Source organism: Cellulomonas sp. Leaf395 (assembly GCF_001424125.1).
GTDB lineage: Bacteria > Actinomycetota > Actinomycetes > Actinomycetales > Cellulomonadaceae > Cellulomonas.
The window spans coordinates 300,635-320,749 of sequence record NZ_LMQI01000002.1 but is presented as its reverse complement, the minus strand read 5'-3'; the positions used below and the strand labels follow the sequence as shown (position 1 = coordinate 320,749).

Genomic DNA, 20,115 nt, shown 5'->3' with positions numbered 1-20,115 from the left:
GGGGGGCCGCCCGCCACCTGCGCAGATACGCTGCACACGACCTGGGAGAGGCGGTGCGGTGATGGAGCACGACGAGCTCGTGGGCGCGCTGCTCGAGCTGCGCGCCCGGGTCGCGGACCTGCGACTCCCGCTCGAGACCGCCACGGCACCGAGCGCCCGCGCGGACCGCACGCGCGTGCTGGACCAGCTCGACGACTACCTCCTGCCGCGCCTGCGGGATCCCGGCGCGCCGGTGCTGGTGGTGGTCGGCGGCTCGACCGGTGCGGGCAAGTCGACGGTGGTCAACTCGCTGGTCGGGGCCGAGGTGAGCCCGTCGGGCGTGCTGCGACCCACCACCCGCTGGCCGGTGCTCGTGCACCACCCGCTGGACGTGCGGTGGTTCAGCTCTGACCGGGTGCTGCCGTCGCTCAGCCGCGCCGACGCGGAGGGGGAGCAAGGGCTGGCCGGCGCCCGTCCGGGGCTGCGTCTCGTCGCGTCCGAGGCGGTGCCGGTCGGCCTCGCGCTGCTCGATGCACCGGACGTGGACTCCGTCGAGGAGGGCAACCGCGTCCTCGCCGCTCAGCTGCTGGGGGCCGCGGACGTGTGGCTGTTCGTCACCACCGCCGCGCGGTACGCCGACGCGGTGCCCTGGGAGCTGCTCGCCGACGCCGCGCGCCGCGGGACGCACCTCGCGCTCGTGCTCGACCGGGTGGACCCCGGTGCCGAGACGGCGGTGGGGGACCACCTGCGCCAGATGCTCGCCGACGCCGGGCTGGCCGCCGCGACGGTCATCGTCGTCCCGGAGGTCGAGCTGGAGGGCGGGCTGCTGCCGGAGTCGGCCATCGGCCCGATCGCCGACCTCCTCACCCGGACCGCGACCGACCCGGCCGTCCGTGCCGCGGCGCTGGCCGAGACGTGGGACGGCGCCGTGGCGGACGTGTCCCGGCGCGCGCTCGACCTGGCGTCCGCCGCCGACGAGCAGCAGGCGGCGGACGTACGGCTGCGCGCCGCGGTCGCGGCGGCGTACGCGACGGCGTCGGACCAGATCGCGCACGCGACGTCGGACGGGTCGCTGCTGCGCGGGGAGGTGCTGGCACGGTGGCAGGACGTCGTCGGCACCAGCGAGTGGTTCCGGTCGCTGGAGCAGGGTGTGTCGCGGCTGCGCGACCGCGTCGTGGGCTTCGTGCGCGGTCGACGCCCCGCTGAGCCGGCACTGGTCGAGGCGGTGGCTCACGGGTTGTCCGCAGTGATCCAGGACGCCGCTGAGGACGCCGCCGAGACGGCCCACTCAGCCTGGCGCCATGATCCTGCGGGGGCGGCGCTGCTGGACGGTCTGGCCCTGTCTCGGGCATCGGCGGACCTGCGGGCGCGGACGGCCGAGCAGGTGCGGGCGTGGCAGGGCGACGTGCTGGGCCTGGTGGAGACGGAGGGCGCCGACCGGCGGACCACTGCGCGGGCGCTGTCGTACGGCGTGAACGGGCTCGGTGCCGTCCTGATGGTCGCGGTCTTCGCGTCCACCGGCGGTCTCACGGGCGCCGAGGTCGGCATCGTCGGCGGCTCCGCGGTGCTCGCTCAGCGGGTGCTCGAGGCGGTGTTCGGTGACGAGGCCGTGCGACGGCTCACGCACGAGGCGCACATGAGCCTCGCCGCCCGCACGGACGCCCTGCTGGACGAGGAGTCGTCGCGGTTCACCCGTCAGCTGGACGCGACGGGCGCCGCCGGCCGGGACGGAGACGACCTGCGCGCGACGGCGGGGCGGGTGCAGGCCGCGATGTCGACGCGGACCGCCGCGGCCGCCTGGGGAGCCGGCGAGCTCCCCGCCGGGGGCGGTGGGCACCTGCGCGGGACGGGCGCCGTCGCACGATCCGCCGAGGTGGTCGTCCCCGAGCAGCCGGAGCGCACGCACTGGTGGTCGCGATGGCGGCGGGGGACCACGTGAGCGGGGCGACCGGCACGCTGCGCGGACGGGTCGCGGCGCTGGACGAGGCCATCACTCTGGCGCGCGGACGGCTGCCCGACACCACGCTCGAGGCGCCCGCCGCGGTGGTGGCCCGGGCCCGCGACCGTGCCGCGCTGTCCGGCGAGTACACGGTGGTGGCACTCGCGGGAGCGACCGGTTCGGGGAAGTCCTCGCTGCTGAACGCACTCGCGGACGCGCGCATCGCGGAGCCCGGGGTGCGCCGCCCGACCACGGGGCACCCGGTGGCGGTGATCGTCCCCGCGAAAGGCTCCGGGAGCGGAGCCGGTGACCAGCACGGCGCCGACGAGCTGCTCGACTGGCTCGACGTCCGCGACCGGCACGTGGCCGGCAGCCGTGTCCTGCAGGAGTCCGCGACGGGCCTCGTGCTCCTCGACCTGCCCGACCACGACTCCGTGGTGACCGAGCACCGCACGATCGCCGAGCGCCTGTACGAGCGGGTCGATCTGCTGGTCTGGGTGGTGGACCCGCAGAAGTACGCCGACGCGGCCCTGCACACCCGCTACCTGCGCGGCTTGCGCGAGCACGCCGGCGTCATGGTCCTCGTGCTCAACCAGGCCGACCGGCTGACCCCCGCCGAGCAGCGGGCGATGGTGGCGGACCTGCAGCGCCTCGCCGCGCAGGACGGGCTGGGTGCGTCGCCGGTGCTCGCGGTGAGCGCCTCGACCGGGATCGGCGTCACCGAGCTGCGCGACCTGTTGGCCCGCGCCGCGCAGCGACGCCTCGCGGCGACGGAGCGGGTGACGGCAGACGTGCGGCAGGCGGCGCGCGCGCTGGTCGAGGCCTGCGGTTCGCCACCGGACGCGCGCTGGGAGGTCGGTGCCGCCGCGACACTGGTCCGCGCGTGGGAGGCTGCGGCGGGCGTGGACGAGGTCGCCGACGCGGTGCGGCGCTCGACCAAGCGGTCGGCGCGCGCCGCGACCGGCTGGCCGGTCACGCGGTGGGTCGCCCGGCTGCGTCCCGACCCGCTGCGACGCCTCGGCCTGGGGCGTGAGCGCGTGCAGGCGGGCCAGGACGACCTGCTGCGCTCGTCCCGCTCTGCTCCGGCCGCGGGCGAGCGGTCCGCCGCGCTCAGTGCGGTGCGCTCGTACGTCGACGCGGCGACGGCCGGAGCACCCGACCACTGGGTGCTCGCCGCCCGGACCCGCGCGGCGGACGTCAACCTGGACGACGTGCTGGACCGGACCGTCGTACGCGTCCCGCTGGGCAGCGCCCGGGCGCCGTGGACGTGGGGTGTCCTGGCGTTCCTCCAGTGGGTGCTGCTCCTCGTGGCGGCGGCGGGGCTCCTCTGGCTCCTCCTGCTCGGCGGCCTCGGCTGGCTCCAGCTGCCGCTTCCCGAGACGCCGATGTGGTCGGGGTTCCCCGCACCGACGGTCCTGCTGCTCGGAGGAGTTCTGGCGGGGCTGCTCGTCGCCGGGCTCGGCTGGGTGCTGGGAGCTCTCGCGGGTCGTCGCCGTGCTGCGAAGGCGCGTCGTCGTCTGGGCGCCTCGGTGGCGCAGGCCGTGCACGACCACGTCATCGGGCCGGTGGCCACGGAGATGGATGCGCTGGCCCGGTGCCGCGCGTCGGCGTCGAAGGCCGCGGCCTGACCGCTCCTAGGATCGAGCGCATGACTCGCCTCGAGGTCCCGGTGCAGCTGCGCTGGTCGGACATGGACGCCTATCAGCATGTGAACAACGTGGAGATGCTCCGGCTGCTGGAGGAGGCCCGGATCGAGGCCTTCTGGAGCCATCCCGTGGCTCCCGACGGAAGCCGCGTCGAGAGCGCGTTCCCCACGGCTGTCATCGACGCCGGCCCCGGTGCGGAGGTGTCCACGCTCGTGGCCCGGCAGGAGATCGAGTACCTCAAGCCGCTCGGCTACCGCCGCACGCCGGTGATCGTGGAGATGTGGCTGGGGCACCTCGGCGGCGCCAGCCTGGACGTCTGCTACGAGGTGCGCGACGCGGGCGAGGTCGGCCCGAAGCGCGTCATCTACGCGCGGGCGCTGACCACGCTCGTCCTGGTCGACAACGCGACGGGGTCGCCGCGGCGCATCGATCCCGAGCACCGGGAGGCCTGGTCGGAGTTCCTCGAGGAGCCGGTCATGATCCGCCGGCGGCGGTGACGCGCCTGTCGGTGCGCGCCCGTTCGGCCGTCTCCGCGGCACGGGCGATGTTGCGCTGCATGCCGCCGAAGACGATGCCGTGGAACGGGTACACCGACCACCAGTAGGCCTGTCCGAGAAGCCCCTTGGGGTGGAACAGGGCGCGCTGCGCGAACACGGTGGGCGCCTCGTCGGAACGACCTGTGGGCTCGACCCGCAGCTCCAGCCACGCGAGCCCCGGCACACGCATCTCGGCGCGCAGCCGGATCAGGGTTCCTTCCTCGATGTCCTCGACCCGCCAGAAGTCCACCGCGTCGTCCACCAGCAGCTGCAGCGGGTCCCGGCGCCCGCGGCGCAGGCCCGGTCCGCCGACGAGTCGGTCCGCCACCCCTCGGATGTGCCACGCGAGGCCCCACGAGTACCAGCCGCGCTCGCCGCCGACGGCCTCGAGCACCCGCCACAGCGCCGCAGGCGAGGCGTCGACGGTGACCCGGCGCTCGTCGACGAACAGCGATCCGCCGGCCCAGTCGGGGTCGCTCGGCAGCGGGTCGCTAGGTGCGCCGGGGACGGCTGCCGACGACCAGCGCGTGGTGACCGCCGCGTCCTGGACCCGCCGCAGCGCGAGCCGGACGGCGCGGTCGAACCCGGTCAGACCGTCGGGCGGGTCCGGCACGTGCTCGGCGATGTCGTGCTCGTCGCACACCACCTCGTGCACCAGCGACTCGACGAGCGGCCGCGCGAGACCGCCCGGCACCGGGGTCACCAGCGACACCCACAGGGAGGACAGCTTCGGGGTCAGCACCGGCACCCCGACGATGATCCGCCGCTTGAGTGCTGCCGCCGCGGCGTACCGCTGCATCATGTCGCGGTAGGTCAGGACGTCGGGTCCGCCGATGTCAAACCCGCGGCTGACCTCGGGCGGCATTGCGGCCGCGCCGACCAGGTACCGGAGCACGTCCCGGATCGCGATCGGCTGGATCCGGTTCTCCACCCAGCGCGGGACCGTCATCGCGGGCAGCCGCTCGGTGAGGTAACGCATCATCTCGAAGGACGCCGACCCGGACCCGAGGATGACGGCTGCACGCAGCACGGTGGTCGGGACGCCGCTGGCCAGGAGGATCTCGCCGACCTCGGTCCGGGACTCGAGGTGCGGGGAGAGGTCCTCGCCCTCGGGGTACAGACCTCCGAGGTAGATGATCCGGCCCACTCCGGCCTCGCGGGCCGCCTGCCCGAAGACGAGTGCGGTGTGCCGGTCGGTCGCCTCGAACCGACGGCCGGAGCCGAGCGAGTGGATCAGGTAGTACGCGATCTGCGTCCCGTCGAGCGCTGCCCGGATCTGCTCCGGGTCCGCGGCGTCGGCGGCGACCACCTCGACGTCGCCGTACCAGTCCCGGCCGCGCAGCCGGTCGGGGTGCCGGGCGATCGCCCGCACGCGGTAGCCGGCCGCGAGCAGCTCGGGAACGAGCCGCCCGCCGACGTACCCAGTGACGCCAGTGACCGCGACCAGCGGAGCGTCCGGACGGGGTCGGCCGTCGGGACCGAGACCGGGGACGAGACCCGGGAGGGTGTCCGCCACGGGCGCAGGCAGGAGGTCGTCGACAGAGGTGGCCATCTGCGCAGTCTGCGGCGCGCGACAGCGATGCGCACCCGGTCGTGACGGATCCTCAGCCGCTGCTCAGCATCGCCAGGGTCTCCCGCTCGGCGACGGCCTGCGACCGTGTGGCGCGGATCGTCGTGCCCCGCTCCCACAGCTCGATCACCCGGGGGTCGATGTAGGAGGAGCGGCACACCGCCGGGGTGTTCCCCAGCTCCTCGGCCACGTCGCGCACCACCTGGGTCACGATGCGCTTGCGCGCGCGCTCGCTGGCCGGCGGGGGACCGACGTCGGCCAGCCCGCGCGCGGCCAGCACCGTGGCGTGCCACGTGCGGAAGTCCTTCGGCGTCGCGTCCCCGCCGAGCCGCGCCTTGACGTAGGCGCCGACGTCCGCGCTGGTCACGTCATGCCATCCACCGTCGTCGTCGCGCCAGGCCAGCAGCTCGGGACCGTCGTCCCGCCGCCGGGTCAGCGTCCGCACGAGCGTGGCGACGTCGTCGTCCTCCACCACGCTGTCCCGCACCTGACCGGACTTGGCGGGGAAGTTCAGGTGGACCCGCCCGGGGTCACCGTCGCTCTCGGGCGCCAGTACCCGGACGTGCGAGCGCAGGAGCGTCGCCAGCCCGTAGGAGCCGTGCTGGAGCGCGTACCCCTCTCCGCCCACCCGCAGGTACGCCAGGTCGAGCAGCCGGAAGGCGAGGGCGAGCACCTTCTCCTTCGGCATCCCGTCGAGTGCCAGGTCCGCGCGGACGCGTCGCCGCGCGGCGGGCAGGCGGCGGGCGACGTCGAGCACGTGGTCGTGCTTCAGGCGTCCGCGGCGCCGCGTCCACTGCTGGTGGTACAGGTACTGGCGCCGCTCAGCGTCGTCGAGGCCGGCGGCCTGGATGTGGCCGTTGGGCCAGGGACTGATCCAGACGTCGCGCCACGCGGGCGGGATCGCGAGCGTGGTGATCCGCTCGAGGTGCTCGTCGTCGACGATGCGGACCTTGTCCAGGTCGAGGTACACGAACCCCCGACCGGCGCGACGTCGCGACCAGCCGGGGGCGTCGATGCGGACGCGGCGCAGGCGGACCATGCGGGCAGTGTCGCCCGCAGAGTGCGGATCCGCGCGCTGTGTGGGTCCAGGCAGGTCCCAGCACGTCAGTCCGGGAAGCGGACCATGCCCTCCTGCGCGACGGACGCGACGAGCGTCCCGTCCTGCGTGAACACCCGGGCGGCGCCGAGCCCGCGACCACCTTGGGCGCTCGGCGTCGACTGGACGTACACGTGCCACTCGTCCACCCGTACGTCGCGGTGCCACCACATGGCGTGGTCGAGGCTGGCGATCGACAGGCCACGAGTGCGCCACGACTGGCCGGCCCGCCGCAGGATCGGCTCGAGCATCACCTGGTCGCACGCGTAGGCCAGCAGCGCACGGTGCAGGAGCTGGTCGTCGGGCAAGGGACCGCGCGAGCGGAACCACACCGCCTGCTGGCCGACCGCCTCCTTGGGCGGGCCCAGGTAGATCGCTCCGTCGACGTGGCGGACGTCGAACGCGGCCTCCTGCGTCCAGAACTTGGCGACCGGGTGGTCGATGCCGCCGAGCAGCTCGAGGGCCGACGGCACCTCGTCCGGACCCGGGATGTCGGTCGGCATGGGGTCGGCGTAGTCGATCCCGGGCTGGTCCTCCTGGAACGACGCGATCATCGACAGGATCGCGTCGCCGCCCTGCAGGGCGTGCGTGCGGCGGGCGCTGAACGACCGGCCGTCCCGCAGCCGCTCGACCGCGAACGCGATGGGCTCGCGCACGTCACCCGCACGCAGGAAGTACCCGTGCATCGAGTGCGGCAGGCGGGCGTCGTCCACGGTGCGGCCCGCCGCGAGCAGCGCCTGCGCGAGCACCTGGCCCCCGAAGACCCGCCCGCGCGGTTGCGGCAGGCTCCGGCCGGAGAACAGGTCGGGGGTGGTGGGGTCGTCCTCGAGCCGGAGGATGTCGAGCACGGAGGCGGTCGGGTCGGGCTCGGTCGTCATGGACGGCAGCGTCTCACGATGGACGGGCCTGCCAGGGTGTGTGCGGCGCGTGACGTCCGTCGCAGGAACCTCAGTCGTCGAACGTGTTGAGCATCGAGTGCGCGGCTCGCTCCAGGTAGTCCCACAGCTGCGCCTGGTGCATCGGTGCGAGGTCGAGGCTGTCGACCGCGGCCCGCATGTGCAGCAGCCACCGGTCGCGCGCGTCGGGGTTCACCTTGAACGGTGCGTGCCGCATGCGCAGGCGCGGGTGCCCGCGCTCGTCGGAGTAGGTGGTCGGACCGCCCCAGTACTGCTCGAGGAACAGCGTCAGGCGCTCGGCGGCGGGGCCGAGGTCCTGCTCCGGGTACATGGGGCGCAGCACGGGGTCGTCGGCCACGCCGCGGTAGAACTCGTCGACCAGCCGGACGAACGTCTCGTGCCCGCCGATCGCCGCGTAGAAGGAGTCGGGTCTCACGCCGCCATCCTCACACGCGCGTCAGAGCCCGAGCTCCTCCAGCACGGGCAGCCCGGCGCGCACGACGGCTCGCGCGTCGGCCGCGCTGGACGCGGCGAGGGCCAGCTGGGCGAGGCGACGGCACTCGTCGAGCGGGGTCACCGCCAGCAGCGCGGCGACGTCGGGGAGCGCGCGCGGGGTCATGGACAGGGACGAGACCCCGAGCCCGACCAGGACCACCGCGAGCGCGGGGTTGGCGGCGGCCTCGCCGCAGACGCCGACCGGCCGACCCTGCTGGGCGCCTCCGGCGCACGCCGCGGCGACGAGGAGCAGCACGGCGGGCTGCCAGGGGTCGGACAGCTCGGCGACGGAGCCGAGCAGGCGGTCGGCCGCCATCGCGTACTGCGTGAGGTCGTTGGTCCCGATGCTCGCGAAGGCCGCATGCGCCAGGATCGGCCCGGACACCAGGGCGGCGCTGGGCACCTCGATCATCACGCCGGCGACGGGCAGCCCGTGGGCGGTGCACGCCGCGACGAACTGCTGGGCCTCGTCGACGGTCGAGACCATCGGAGCCATGACCCACACGTCGGCGGTCTCGGCGGCGGTGGCCTGCGCGATCGCCGCGAGCTGGTCCTGGAGCACCTCGGGGTGCCGGACCGCGGTGCGCAGCCCTCGGACTCCGAGCGCGGGGTTGACCTCCGGGTCGCCGGCCAGGAACGGCAGGGGCTTGTCGGCGCCGGCATCGAGCGTGCGGACGACCACCTTGCGACCGGGGAAGGCGGACAGCACACGGCGGTACGCGGTGACCTGCTCGTCGATGCTGGGCGCCTCGTCGCGGTCGAGGAACCCGAACTCGGTCCGGAACAGCCCCACGCCCTCGGCGCCGGCGGCCGCGGCCGGAGCGGCGTCGGCGGGGTCGCCCACGTTCGCCAGCAGCTCGACGTGGTGGCCGTCGGCGGTGTGCCCGTGCCCGTCGAACGTCCGCACCTGCGCGGCCAGCGCGAGGGCTGCCGCGACCTGGTCCTTGGTGGGGTCGACCGTCACGGTCCCGGCGGAGCCGTCGACGAGCACCAGGCCCTCGGCGCGCACCGCCGCCTCGGCACCGCGGGCCGCGACGACCGTCGGGATGCCGCGGGCGCGCGCGAGGATCGCGGTGTGCGAGGTGGGTCCTCCCGTCCCGGTGACGATCGCGAGGACCCGCGCAGCGTCGAGCGTCGCGACGATCGCCGGCGCCAGGTCCGCGGCGACCAGCACGAACGGTGCCTCGTGCGCCGGCACGCCCGGGGCGGGTCGGCCGGTGAGCTCCGCGACCAGCCGGTCGCGGACGTCGGCGATGTCGCGCGTGCGCTCCGCGAAGTAGCCACCGAGCGCCTCGAACTGCGCGGACACCGCCTCCGCGGCCTCCCAGACCGCCCGCTCGGGCACCAGCCTGTCGTCCACGACGCGCTGCTCGGCGTCGGCGACGAGGGTGGGGTCCGCAGCGATCGCCGCGGTGGCGTGCAGGAGGTCCGCGCTGTCGCCGTCAGCGCGGTCGGCGGCGGCGTCGAGTGCGGCCCGGACCACCTCGGACGCCGCGCCGATCCGCTTCGAGGCAGCCGCGTAGTCGGTGCCGGGTGGGAGTCGCCGGCCCGAGGGCGGCTCGGCGATCGGGTCGGGCATGAGCACGGCGGGCGCGACGACGCGGCCAGGGCTCACCCCGATCCCCGTGATGACCGTGGGGGATGGCGCGTGCACCGCACTCGTCGAGCTCACCTGACGGGACCTCCTCGTCGACCTGACGGCAGTGTGGTCCCTCGACGTCCGCGGACGCCACCCTGACACCCGCACGGGCCGGTTGCCGGCTGCGAAGTGTGAGCGGCGTCTCAGGGTTAGGCTTGCCCCCGGGCGCAGATCGGCGCCGAGTGAGCTGGGGAGTTCCATTGAGCAAGGCAGAGCAGATCCTCGCAGCGCTGGGCGGCGACGCGAACGTCGTCGACCTCGAGCCGTGCATCACCCGGCTCCGCGTCGAGGTGAGCGACGCCCATCTGGTCGACGAGGTGGCCCTCAAGGCCAGCGGCGCGTTCGGCGTGGTGCGGTCGGGCCGCATCGTCCAGGTGATCGTCGGCCCGGAGGCCGACAACCTCGCCGCAGAGCTCGACAGCCTGCGCTGACCGGCCGCGGCGGGGTGTGACGGATGACCACCCTGCGGCTGCTCAGCCCCCTGGCCGGGGTCGTCCGACCCGTGTCGGCGGTTCCGGACCCCGTCTTCGCCGAGGGCATGGTCGGTCCCGGCATCGCCCTGGAACCGCAGCACGTCCAGCACCAGACCGTGCTCGCGCCCGCCGACGGAGTGGTGGGCGCCCTGCACCCGCACGCCTTCGCCCTGGAGCTCGGTGAGGGCCGGACGATCCTCGTCCATCTCGGCATCGACACCGTGGGGCTCGCCGGCCAGGGCTTCGCGCTCCACGTCGAGGGCGGGCAGACGGTGCGGGCGGGGGACCGGCTGGTGACCTGGTCCCCGGTCGACGTGTCCGCGGCCGGGCTGGCGACGATCTGCCCCGTCGTCGCGCTCCAGGCCGACCCCGGCCTGCTGACCCACCTCGTGGCCGACGGCGAGACCGTCGAGGCCGGGCAGCCGCTGCTCGACTGGGCCTGATCGCCCTTGCCAGCAGCCGACGCGGCGGGCACGGTGGAGACGAGCACCGGGAGGGTCCGATGGCAGAGCTGCTGGTCGACTTCATCACCTCGCTCGACGGGTACGCGTCGGCGGAGGGCTGGCCGGGCTGGTGGGGGCTCGAGGGGCCCGAGTACCTGGCCTGGCTCGGCGAGTCGCCGGAGAACGACTGGACGGTGCTGATGGGCGCCACCACGTACCGGCTGATGTCGCAGTTCGCCGCGGCGGGCGAGGAGGGCGTGGACGAGCTGACCGCGATGCCCAAGGTCGTGTTCTCCTCCACGCTAGACGAGCCGCTGACCTGGGCGAACACCCGCCTCGTCGACCATGACGCCGTCGAGGCGGTCCGGTCGATGAAGGCCGACGACGACCTTCCCGGCCTGCGCACCATCGGCAGCCTCATGCTGTGCCGGACGCTGCTCGTGGCGGGCCTCGTCGACCGGTTCCGCGTCGTCGTCTTCCCGGTGATCACCGGCAGCACCGGGAGCGAGCGGATCTACGACGGGTACCCCGACGTCGGCCTGCAGATGGTGGACAGCCGGACGTTCGACGGGCAGATCCAGCTGGTCGAGTACGTGCCGACCGTCCTGTCCGGGCCGCCGGGCAGGTAGCCGGTCTCAGCGCTCCTCGGTCGGCGCCGGCTCCTCCGTCGGCACTGCCTGGACGCCCGAGGCAGCGACCCGCGCGTCGCGGTTGCTCGCGACGTCATCGAGAGGCGTGCTCCGCGGATCCCGTGGGATGGGGTCGTCGGCGGGCAGCAGGGCGGCAGCCCGGTGCGTCGCCATGAGGTCCCGCTGACCCGCCAGCGGCACGTCCGCGCGCTCGAGCTCGTCGCGGGTCGCCGTGCGCAGCTCGCGGGCGACCTCCCACTGCATCGCCGGCGAGGTCTTGACCTTCATGCGCAGGGTCACGGCGTCGGCGCTGAGCCGTTCGATGCCCGTGATCGTCGGCTCCCCGAGGACGTGTGCCCCGACCACCGGGTCCTTGACCACGCGCGACGCGGCGGTCGTCAGCAGCTCGCGCACCTGGTCCAGGTCGGCGAAGTAGTCGACGTCGATCTCCACGACCGCGGTCGCCCAGCCCTGCGTCTTGTTGCCGACCCGCAGCATCGTCCCGTTGGGGACGTACCAGAGGGTCCCGTCGGAGTCGCGGATCTTCGTGATCCGCAGCGTGACCGCCTCGACCGTGCCGTTCGCCGGGCCGACGTCCACGACGTCACCGACCCCGTACTGGTCCTCCAGGAGCATGAACAGGCCCGTGAGGAAGTCCTTGACCAGGCTCTGCGCGCCGAAGCCGAGCGCGACACCGATCACCCCGGCCGAGGCGATGAACGGGGCGATGTTGACCCCGAGGGTGTCCAGGATCAGGAAGAAGGCGATCCCGCCGACGACGATCGTGGCGCTCGATCGCAGGACGGAGCCGAGCGTGCGGGCGCGCTGGGCGCGGCGGGCGCTCGACAGCGGGTTCGCCTTGGCCAGGACGCCGCCCACCTCGGACTCGCCGATGGGTCGCAGGATCCCGCGGTCGAGGAACGGGGTGCCGTCGGCGACGTGGTTGGTGATCGTCCGGATCGTGCGACGGATCAGGAACAATGTGATGCTGCTGATCGCGACGATGAGGATGATCCGCAGCGGGATGCCGAGGAACCACTCGCCCCACGACTGCGCCGACGTCGTGTCGTTCGGGCCGAGCGAGTTCTCCGTCTCCTGCGGGTCCGGTGCCGCCGCGGCGATCAGGAGCGCGGCCCTCATGCGCCGGTCCCGGCCAGACCGGTGTGGTCCGCGACGAACTGCAGCTGCTCCACGGTGAGCGCGATGCTCCGGGACAGTGCCCGCCCGCCGTGACCGACCCCGCGCTCGTTGCGCAGGAGCACCGGGCGGTCGCTGCTGGTCGCCGCCTGCAGCGCCGCGGCGAGCTTGCGGGCGTGCAGCGGGTCGACGCGGGTGTCGCCCTCGAACACCGTGAACAGGGTGGCGGGATACGCCATACCGACAGCGCCGGAGACGACCCGGTGGTACGGGGAGTAGCCGAGCAGCCAGCCGAGCTCCGTGGGGTCGTCGGCGTCGCCGTACTCCTCGGTCCAGGTGACGCCGAGCCCGAACCGCTGGTAGCGGACCATGTCCAGCAACGGGGCCGAGCACACGACGGCGGCGAACAGGTCGGGGCGCTGCGTGAGGGCTGCACCGACCAGCAGGCCGCCGTTGGACCCGCCCCAGCAGGCCAGCTGCTCCGGGGTGGTCCAGCCGTGCGCGACGAGGTGGTCGCCCACGGCGTGGAAGTCGTCGAACACGTTCTGCTTGTGCGCGCGCATGCCCGCGCGGTGCCACTCCTCACCCTCCTCGCCGCCGCCGCGCAGGTTGGCGACGACGTACACGCCGCCCACCTCGACCCACGCGAGCGTCGTCGCGGAGAACGCGGGGTCGAGCGAGATCCGGAAGCCGCCGTAGCCGTAGAGCATCGTCGGCGCCGTGGAGAGCGGTCGGCCCGAGTCGTCGAGCGCGTCGGTGCGCGCGACGACGAACGCGCGGACCGTCGTGCCGTCGGGACTGGTGACCTCGACCTGCTGGGCGCGGACGTCCGGCAGGTCGGCGACGATCCCGGGAGGAGCGGCCCACAGGGTTGTCTGCCCGGTGCGCGCGTCGAACCGGTGCACGCTGGTCGGCGTCGTGTGGTCGGCGTAGGAGAACCAGACCTCGGGGCCACCGTCGGGGTGCGTCGCCAGGCCGGAGATGGAACCGAGCCCGGGCAGGGCGAACACGTCCGGGCGACGCTCGCCCGAGCGGGGGTCGTGGACGCTGACCTCGGACACCGAGTGCCGACGCCAGGACGCCAGCAGCAGCGTCGGAGTGGTGTCGGTGCCGCCGCCGTCGATGAACGCGACGTCCTCCAGGACAGCCGTCGGGTCCTCGGCGAGCAGGGTCGTCCAGTGCTCGACGCCCGGCGCGGTGGGCTCCGTGACCGCGATCCGTCCCCGTGGCGCGTCCAGGTCGGTGTGCACGTACAGCCGACCGTCCCGGGCCACCCACGCGCCGGTCTCGGCGTCGAGGCCGACGGCGACGTCGACGAACGCCGGCGTCTCGAGTCCCGTCGCCGAGAGGTCCGCGATCCAGACGTCGGTGCGGGGGGCGGTCCCGGCGGACGCGGAGACGATGAGCCAGCGCCCGTCGCGGGAGACCGACACGCCGTAGTAGTTGGTGTGGTCGAGGCCCGCACCGAAGACCTCGACGTCGTCGGTCGCGGGTGTGCCCAGACGGTGCAACCAGATGCGGCGGTGGTACTGGGCCTCGTCCTGCGGCAGCTCTTCCGGGGGGAGCCGGCGGACGTAGTAGAACGCCTCACCGCCGGGCAGCCACGCCACGGGGGAGTACCTCGCACGGTCGATCGGGCCATCGACCAGATCGCCGGTGGCCACGTCCAGGACGTGCAGCACGCTCTCCTCGGTGCCGCCGGACGACACCTGGTAGGCGACCAGGTGGCCCTCCTTGGACGGCTGCCAGGCATCGAGCGTCGTGGTGCCTGTGGGATCGATCAAGATCGGGTCCAGCAGGACGCGCTCGCCGTTGTCGTCCACCACGACGACCACGGCGTGCTCCTGGTCACCGACCCGTCGCGAGAAGAACCGACGGTTGCCACGCCACGCGGGCGGGCTCACGAACCCGGCACCCAGCAGCGCGCTGAGCCGGTCGGTCAGACGGTCGGTGGCGAACGCCCCGTCCTGGCGGAGCGACCCGCGGTACTGCGCGTACACGTCGTCCTGCGCGGCCGACCACGCCTCGGTCTGGTCGGACCCCGCGTCCTCCAGCCCACGGAACGGGTCGGCGACGCGGTGACCGTGCAGGTCCTCGACCAGATCGGTACGAGGGGCCGGCGGGTACGTGCGCAGAGCGGGTGCGGTCATGGTCCGCAAGGCTACGACGCGCGCCATCGAGCGCGCGCGAGTGACGCAGTCGGGTGCGTCTGTCCTGCGTGTGCGCGTGCGGCTCTGGCAGGATCGGCGTGTGGCAGACGACCCGGGTACCGCCTCCGACGCCCTCCTGCGCCTCGCGGGGGCTTACGGGGTGGTCCCGGACCACTGGGACTTCCACGGGCAGAGTCGTCGCGCGTCGGCCGCCACCCTGCAGGGAGTGCTCGCGGCGCTCGGCGTCGACGCGTCCTCGCCGGAGCGCGTCGACCTGGCCATCGCCCACGTCGAGGACATGCCGTGGCGGCGCGTGCTGCCGCCTGTGCTCGTCGTCCGGGAGGGGCGGCAGGCGCACGTGCCCGTGCACGTCACGCACGAGGACCCCGTCGAGGTGTGGATCGAGCTGGACCCCGAGGTGGGTGGCGGCCGACGCGAGGTCACCCAGGCGGACGTGCCCGTGGAGCCACGGACGGTCGACGGCCGACTGGTCGGGCGCGCCACGTTCACGCTGCCCACGGACCTGCCGCTCGGCTGGCATGAGGTCGTCGCCCAGGGGCCGAGCGCCGGCGCGCACAGCCCGCTCGTGGTCACGCCGTCCCAGCTGGAGCTCCCCGAGGCCCTGCGGGAGCGCCGGGCGTGGGGGCTCATGGCCCAGCTCTACTCGGTGCGGTCGCGCGCGTCGTGGGGCGTCGGCGACCTGGCGGACCTGGCGGAGATCGGCTGGCTCGCCGGTCGCGAGCTCGACGCCGACTTCCTCCTCATCAACCCCCTGCACGCCGCGGAGCCGACCGTCCCGCTGACGCCGTCGCCGTACCTGCCGACGACGCGCCGCTTCGTGAACCCCATATACATCCGCGTCGAGGACGTCCGCGAGGCCGGCTACCTCTCGTCGGCGGACCGCACGCTCGTCGAGTGGGCGGCCGAGCCGGTGCTCGCCACCGACGACGATGCGGGCGCCATCGACCGCGACGCCGCCTGGACCGCCAAGCGCGCCGCGCTGGAAGTCGTCTTCGCAGCGCCGCGGTCGGCCGCCCGGCAAGCGTCTTTCGACGCGTTCGTCACGCAGGAGGGCGCCGGGCTCGAGACGTTCGCGCTCTGGTGCGCGCTCGCCGAGAAGTACGCCGACGTCACACCGTGGCCCGCCGCCGCACTCGACCCGACGTCCGCGCTGGTGGCCGAGCTCCGTGTCGAGCTGGCGGAGCGCGTGGAGTTCCACCTGTGGCTCCAGTGGGTGGCCGACGAGCAGCTGGCAGCGGCCCAGCGCGCCGCGCTCGAGGGTGGCATGGCACTGGGGATCATGCACGACCTCGCGGTCGGGGTGCACCCGCAGGGGGCGGACGTGTGGGCACTCGGGGACGTGCTCGCCCGGGGCGCCACGGTCGGCGCACCGCCGGACATGTACAACCAGCAGGGGCAGAACTGGTCCCAGCCGCCGTGGCGTCCGGACGCCCTGGCGCGCGCCGCGTACAAGCCGTACCGGGACATGCTGCGCACCGTCCTGCGGCATGCCGGCGCCATCCGCATCGACCACGTCATCGGGCTGTTCCGCCTCTGGTGGATCCCCGAGGGCGCCGACTCCGCCGACGGCGCCTACGTCCGGTACGACCACGAGGCACTGGTCGGCATCCTGGCGCTCGAGGCGCACCGCGCCGGCGCAGTCGTCATCGGGGAGGACCTTGGCGTCGTCGAGCCGTGGGTGCGGGACTACCTGTCGGAGCGGGGGATCCTCGGGACGTCCGTGCTGTGGTTCGAGCGCGACGTGCACGGTGCGCCGCTCGCTCCCGAGCACTACCGGAAGCTGGTGCTGGCCACCGTGACCACGCACGACCTGCCGCCCAGCGCCGGGTACCTCGCGGGCGAGCACGTCGCCATTCGCGAGCGCCTGGGACTGCTCACCGAGCCCGTCGCGGTCGTCCGCGCCGCCGCGCTCGCGGAACGCGACCAGATGCTGGGCGTCCTGCGCGACCGTGACCTGGTCGGCGCCGACCCCTCGGAGCGCGAGATCGTCGAGGCCCTGCACCGGTACGTCATGGCGACCCCGTCGGTGCTGGTCGGCGTCTCGCTGGCCGACGCCGTGGGGGAGCGGCGTGCGCAGAACCAGCCCGGGACCGACCAGGAGTACCCCAACTGGAAGGTGCCGCTGGCGGACAGCTCCGGTCGGGTCGTCCTGGTCGAGGACCTGTTCACCAACCAGCGGCTGCGGTCCCTGGCGGCCGTCCTCAACAGCGGAGCATGACCGGGAACCTCCGCCGCGTCCGCGTCGTGGGGACCACCGGGTCGGGGAAGACGACGTTCGCCGGCCGGCTCGCCGCGCGGCTCGGGGTTCCGCACCTCGAGCTGGACGAGGTGTTCTGGGGCGCCGACTGGACCAAGCGGGACCCGGACGAGGCGCGTGCCCTCATCGGTGCCTTCGTGTCGTCGGCGGACCGCGGCTGGGTGACCGACGGCAACTGGACCGCCGGGACCGACGGGCTCCTCACCGACGCCGACGCGTTCGTCTGGCTCGACTACCCCCGTCGGACGGTGATGGCGCGGGTGGTCCGACGGACCCTGCGTCGTGGGCTGCTGCGCACGGAGCTGTGGCACGGCAACCGCGAGGACCTGCGCAACGTGCTGAACCGGGACCCGGACCAGAACGTCGTGCTGTGGTCGTGGACGTCGCACGCCCGCAACCGCGACCGGTACACCGCGCTCGCCGCCGAGTCCGCGATCCCGGTCATCCGTCTGCGCAGCCCGCGCGAGGCGAGCCGATGGCTGGCCGGCGTCGCACCCTGACAAGCCCCGCTCGCGAGCACGACGGGCCCGCACCCCGAGGGTGCGGGCCCGCATGGTGAGCGGCGATCAGGCGCGGCGGAGGTCCGCCTCCTGCGCGGCGAGCGCGCGGCGGACCCCGTCGCGGGACTCCAGCACCAGCCGTCGCAGCGCCGAGGGTGCGTCCGGGTGGCCGTCGAGCCAGGCGTCGGTCGCGCCGAGCACGTCGACCGACGCGTTGTCGGCCAGCTCGGTCGGATACAGGCCGACGACGATGTTCTGCGCCATCTCGCTGGTCTTGTCCGCCCAGACCGTCTCGAGGCCCGCGAAGTACGGCGCCACGAACGGCACGAGCAGCGAGCGGTCGTGCACGCGGCCGAAGCCGGCGATCGTCGCCGCCTGGATGGCGTTCGGCAGACCGTCCTGGTCGACCACCGACGCCCACGCGGTCGCCTTGGCAGCGGCCGTCGGCACGGAGGCGCGCGCGGCGGCAGCGGCGCGCTGGCCGGTCGCGGTGGGGTCGGCGGCGAGCTGGGCCGCGATGTCGGCCTCCCCGGCGCGGCCGCCCGTGACCAGCGAGGTGAGGAGCTCCCAGCGCAGGTCGGTGTCGATGGACAGGCCCTCGAGCGTCGCCTGACCGTCGAGCAGGTCCCGGACGGCGTCCAGCTGCTCGGTGGTCGCGGCGCGTCCGGCGAAGGACTTCACCAGCTGCAGCTGCGTGTCGGAGCCGGCGGGCGCCGACCGCGCGAGCGTGAGCAGCCTGTCGGCCGCCGCGATCTCCGTGGCGGACCGGTGCTCGGGCGCCACGTACAGGTCGAGTGCCGTGGACAGCTGGCGCAGCAGGACGAGCACGACGGACGAGTCGGTCTCGTGCGCGATGTTGTTCAGCACCAGGTCGACGAAGTCGCGGGCGGGGGTCTCGCCGTCGCGGGTGGCGTCCCAGGCCGCGGTCCACACGAGCGTGCGGGGCAGCGAGTCGTCGAACTTGCCCAGGTGCTCGATCGAGGCGGCCAGCGACTGCTCGTCGAGGCGGACCTTGGCGTAGGCGAGGTCGTCGTCGTTGACCAGCACGAGCGTCGGGCGCTGCACGCCGACCAGCTGGGGGACCTCGGTGCGGGCGCCGTCGATGTCGAGCTCGACATGCACTGTGCGCACGAGACGACCCTCGGACAGGTTGTACCCGCCGATGGCGAGGCGGTGCGGGCGCTGCACGGGGTGCTCGTCGGGCACCTCCTGCATGACGGCGAACGAGGTGATGACCCCGGCGTCGTCCACCGTGATCTCGGGCCGCAGGAGCGTGACTCCCGCCTTCTCCAGCCAGAGGCCGGACCAGGCGGACAGGTCCCGGCCGCTGGTGGTCTCGAGCTCGGTGAGGAAGTCGCGCAGCTCGGTGTTGCCCCACGCGTGCTTGGCGAAGTAGGCGCGGACGCCGGCGAAGAACTCGTCCTGGCCCACCCACGACACGAGCTGCTTGAGCACGCTGGCGCCCTTGGCGTAGGTGATGCCGTCGAAGTTGACCTCGACGTCCTCCAGGTCGCGCATGTCCGCGACGATCGGGTGCGTCGAGGGCAGCTGGTCCTGCCGGTAGGCCCAGTTCTTCTCCAACGACGAGAACGTGGTCCAGGCGCTGGTCCAGCGGGTGGCCTGGGCGGTGGCCAGGGTCGACATGTACTCGGCGAACGACTCGTTCAGCCACAGGTCGTCCCACCAGCGCATGGTCACCAGGTCGCCGAACCACATGTGCGCCAGCTCGTGCAGGATCGTCACCGCACGTCGCTCGATCGTGGCCTCGGGGACCTTGGACCGGAACACGTACGACTCGAGGAACGTCACCGCACCGGCGTTCTCCATCGCCCCGGCGTTGAACTCCGGCACGAACAGCTGGTCGTACTTGGTGAACGGGTACGGGACGCCGAACGCGCGCTCGTAGAAGTCGAAGCCGGCACGGGTGAGGTCGACGATGTTGTCGGTGTCCAGGTGCTCGGCGAGCGAGCCGCGGCAGTAGACGCCGAGCGGGATGATGCGACCGTCCTGGCTGGTGAGCTCGCGGTGCTCGGCGTGGTACGGCCCGGCGATGACGGCGGTGATGTACGACGAGATGCGCGGCGTGGTCTCGAACGTCCACGTGGCGGTGCCCTTGTCGGCGCCGCCGTTGCGGTTGGTGCCGCCCTCGACGACGGCGGGCATGCCCACCTGCGGGTAGTTGGACACGACGGTCCAGTGCGCGGGCGCCGTGACCGTGAACGTGAACGTGGCCTTGAGGTCGGGCTGCTCGAACACGGCGAACACGCGCCGGGAGTCGGCCACCTCGAATTGCGAGTACAGGTAGACCTCGTCGTCGACGGGGTCGACGAACCGGTGCAGGCCCTCGCCGGTGTTCATGTACGCGGCGTCCGCGACGACCACGAGCTCGTTGCTCGCGGCGAGGTCGTCGAGCGCGATGCGCGCGTCAGTGACCACTGCCGCGACGTCGAGCGAGCGTCCGTTCAGCGTGACCTCGTGCACGGTCGGCGCGATCAGGTCGATGAACGTCGAGGCTCCCGGGGTCGCCGCGAACCGCACGACGGTGCGGGAGGCGAACGTCGTGGGCCCGGTGGTGAGGTCCAGGCTGACGTCGTACGACTCGGTGGACACGACTGCGGCGCGCTCGCGCGCCTCTGCACGGGTGAGGTTCTCTCCAGGCACGCAGGTACTCCTCGGGACGCGATCGGGTGGGCTCATGGCCGGGTCGAT

Annotated in this window: 16 protein-coding genes; 8 read left to right on the top strand and 8 right to left on the bottom strand. The window is 73.6% G+C overall.

Features of this window, described 5'->3' with window-relative positions:
• Positions 1 to 61: 61 nt before the first annotated feature.
• Genes ASG23_RS05720 through ASG23_RS05710 form a run of 3 tightly spaced genes read left to right on the top strand, consistent with a single transcriptional unit; the run spans position 62 to position 4,061 of the window.
• Entirely contained in the window at positions 62 to 1,918 is a 1,857-nt protein-coding gene (locus ASG23_RS05720; protein WP_056021504.1) for a dynamin family protein, read from the top strand.
• Positions 1,897 to 3,546 carry a GTPase gene (locus tag ASG23_RS05715; RefSeq protein WP_056022640.1) on the top strand — a complete coding sequence of 550 codons (1,650 nt, stop codon included), beginning with the start codon at positions 1,897 to 1,899 and terminating at the stop codon, positions 3,544 to 3,546. The genes ASG23_RS05720 and ASG23_RS05715 overlap by 22 nt, the downstream gene beginning before the upstream one ends.
• Positions 3,547 to 3,566: 20 nt before the next feature.
• A complete protein-coding gene (locus tag ASG23_RS05710; RefSeq protein WP_056022637.1) occupies positions 3,567 to 4,061 on the top strand; it encodes an acyl-CoA thioesterase in 495 nt (164 codons plus the stop codon).
• Here ASG23_RS05710 and ASG23_RS05705 read toward each other — a convergent pair.
• The 5 genes from ASG23_RS05705 to ptsP all read right to left on the bottom strand — a co-directional run bounded on the left by ASG23_RS05705 (position 4,039) and on the right by ptsP (position 9,829).
• A complete protein-coding gene (locus ASG23_RS05705; protein ID WP_082515864.1) occupies positions 4,039 to 5,652 on the bottom strand; it encodes an SDR family oxidoreductase in 1,614 nt (537 codons plus the stop codon). The genes ASG23_RS05710 and ASG23_RS05705 overlap by 23 nt on opposite strands.
• A 52-nt stretch (positions 5,653 to 5,704) precedes the next feature.
• A complete protein-coding gene (locus tag ASG23_RS05700; protein ID WP_056021501.1) occupies positions 5,705 to 6,709 on the bottom strand; it encodes a DNA topoisomerase IB in 1,005 nt (334 codons plus the stop codon).
• A gap of 65 nt (positions 6,710 to 6,774) precedes the next feature.
• Positions 6,775 to 7,644 (bottom strand): acyl-CoA thioesterase, encoded by an 870-nt coding sequence (locus tag ASG23_RS05695; RefSeq protein ID WP_056021498.1) that lies wholly within the window; start codon positions 7,642 to 7,644, stop codon positions 6,775 to 6,777.
• A gap of 70 nt (positions 7,645 to 7,714) precedes the next feature.
• On the bottom strand, positions 7,715 to 8,098 hold the full coding sequence (locus ASG23_RS05690; protein ID WP_056021495.1) for a globin: 384 nt from the start codon (positions 8,096 to 8,098) through the stop codon (positions 7,715 to 7,717).
• A gap of 21 nt (positions 8,099 to 8,119) precedes the next feature.
• Complete coding sequence (gene ptsP, locus ASG23_RS05685; protein WP_268760883.1) at positions 8,120 to 9,829, bottom strand: phosphoenolpyruvate--protein phosphotransferase; 1,710 nt, start codon at positions 9,827 to 9,829, stop codon at positions 8,120 to 8,122.
• 167 nt (positions 9,830 to 9,996) lie between these two features.
• Between ptsP and ASG23_RS05680 the strand changes: the two genes are divergently transcribed.
• Genes ASG23_RS05680 through ASG23_RS05670 form a run of 3 tightly spaced genes read left to right on the top strand, consistent with a single transcriptional unit; the run spans position 9,997 to position 11,341 of the window.
• The gene (locus tag ASG23_RS05680; RefSeq protein ID WP_055921493.1) at positions 9,997 to 10,227 is read left to right on the top strand and encodes a glucose PTS transporter subunit EIIB; all 231 of its coding nucleotides are present in this window, start codon (positions 9,997 to 9,999) and stop codon (positions 10,225 to 10,227) included.
• A 23-nt stretch (positions 10,228 to 10,250) separates the two neighbouring features.
• Positions 10,251 to 10,712 (top strand): PTS sugar transporter subunit IIA, encoded by a 462-nt coding sequence (locus ASG23_RS05675; RefSeq protein WP_056021492.1) that lies wholly within the window; start codon positions 10,251 to 10,253, stop codon positions 10,710 to 10,712.
• 59 nt (positions 10,713 to 10,771) lie between these two features.
• On the top strand, positions 10,772 to 11,341 hold the full coding sequence (locus ASG23_RS05670; RefSeq protein ID WP_056021489.1) for a dihydrofolate reductase family protein: 570 nt from the start codon (positions 10,772 to 10,774) through the stop codon (positions 11,339 to 11,341).
• A 6-nt stretch (positions 11,342 to 11,347) separates the two neighbouring features.
• Here ASG23_RS05670 and ASG23_RS05665 read toward each other — a convergent pair whose 3' ends face one another.
• Both ASG23_RS05665 and ASG23_RS05660 read right to left on the bottom strand, forming a co-directional pair.
• Positions 11,348 to 12,481 (bottom strand): mechanosensitive ion channel family protein, encoded by a 1,134-nt coding sequence (locus ASG23_RS05665; protein WP_056021486.1) that lies wholly within the window; start codon positions 12,479 to 12,481, stop codon positions 11,348 to 11,350.
• Positions 12,478 to 14,628 carry a prolyl oligopeptidase family serine peptidase gene (locus ASG23_RS05660; RefSeq protein ID WP_056021484.1) on the bottom strand — a complete coding sequence of 717 codons (2,151 nt, stop codon included), beginning with the start codon at positions 14,626 to 14,628 and terminating at the stop codon, positions 12,478 to 12,480. The genes ASG23_RS05665 and ASG23_RS05660 overlap by 4 nt, the downstream gene beginning before the upstream one ends.
• A 100-nt stretch (positions 14,629 to 14,728) precedes the next feature.
• Between ASG23_RS05660 and malQ the strand changes: the two genes are divergently transcribed.
• Positions 14,729 to 16,867: a 4-alpha-glucanotransferase gene (malQ, locus tag ASG23_RS05655; RefSeq protein WP_056022629.1), complete on the top strand. Its 2,139-nt coding sequence runs from the start codon at positions 14,729 to 14,731 to the stop codon at positions 16,865 to 16,867.
• Positions 16,864 to 17,406 carry a toxin gene (locus ASG23_RS05650; RefSeq protein WP_056021480.1) on the top strand — a complete coding sequence of 181 codons (543 nt, stop codon included), beginning with the start codon at positions 16,864 to 16,866 and terminating at the stop codon, positions 17,404 to 17,406. The genes malQ and ASG23_RS05650 overlap by 4 nt, the downstream gene beginning before the upstream one ends.
• A 66-nt stretch (positions 17,407 to 17,472) precedes the next feature.
• On the opposite strand, the gene pepN is transcribed toward ASG23_RS05650, so the two are convergent.
• A complete protein-coding gene (gene pepN, locus ASG23_RS05645) occupies positions 17,473 to 20,067 on the bottom strand; it encodes an aminopeptidase N (RefSeq protein ID WP_056021476.1) in 2,595 nt (864 codons plus the stop codon).
• Between the last annotated feature and the right edge of the window lie 48 nt (positions 20,068 to 20,115).

Excerpts from the sequence above, each read along its gene's own strand:
- ASG23_RS05720 (WP_056021504.1), top strand. The coding sequence starts at position 62 with ATGGAGCACGACGAGCTCGTGGGCGCGCTGCTCGAGCTGCGCGCCCGG.
- ASG23_RS05715 (WP_056022640.1), top strand. The coding sequence starts at position 1,897 with ATGGCGGCGGGGGACCACGTGAGCGGGGCGACCGGCACGCTGCGCGGA.
- ASG23_RS05710 (WP_056022637.1), top strand. The coding sequence starts at position 3,567 with ATGACTCGCCTCGAGGTCCCGGTGCAGCTGCGCTGGTCGGACATGGAC.
- ASG23_RS05705 (WP_082515864.1), bottom strand. The coding sequence starts at position 5,652 with ATGGCCACCTCTGTCGACGACCTCCTGCCTGCGCCCGTGGCGGACACC.
- ASG23_RS05700 (WP_056021501.1), bottom strand. The coding sequence starts at position 6,709 with ATGGTCCGCCTGCGCCGCGTCCGCATCGACGCCCCCGGCTGGTCGCGA.
- ASG23_RS05695 (WP_056021498.1), bottom strand. The coding sequence starts at position 7,644 with ATGACGACCGAGCCCGACCCGACCGCCTCCGTGCTCGACATCCTCCGG.
- ASG23_RS05675 (WP_056021492.1), top strand. The coding sequence starts at position 10,251 with ATGACCACCCTGCGGCTGCTCAGCCCCCTGGCCGGGGTCGTCCGACCC.
- ASG23_RS05670 (WP_056021489.1), top strand. The coding sequence starts at position 10,772 with ATGGCAGAGCTGCTGGTCGACTTCATCACCTCGCTCGACGGGTACGCG.
- ASG23_RS05665 (WP_056021486.1), bottom strand. The coding sequence starts at position 12,481 with ATGAGGGCCGCGCTCCTGATCGCCGCGGCGGCACCGGACCCGCAGGAG.
- ASG23_RS05660 (WP_056021484.1), bottom strand. The coding sequence starts at position 14,628 with ATGACCGCACCCGCTCTGCGCACGTACCCGCCGGCCCCTCGTACCGAT.
- ASG23_RS05650 (WP_056021480.1), top strand. The coding sequence starts at position 16,864 with ATGACCGGGAACCTCCGCCGCGTCCGCGTCGTGGGGACCACCGGGTCG.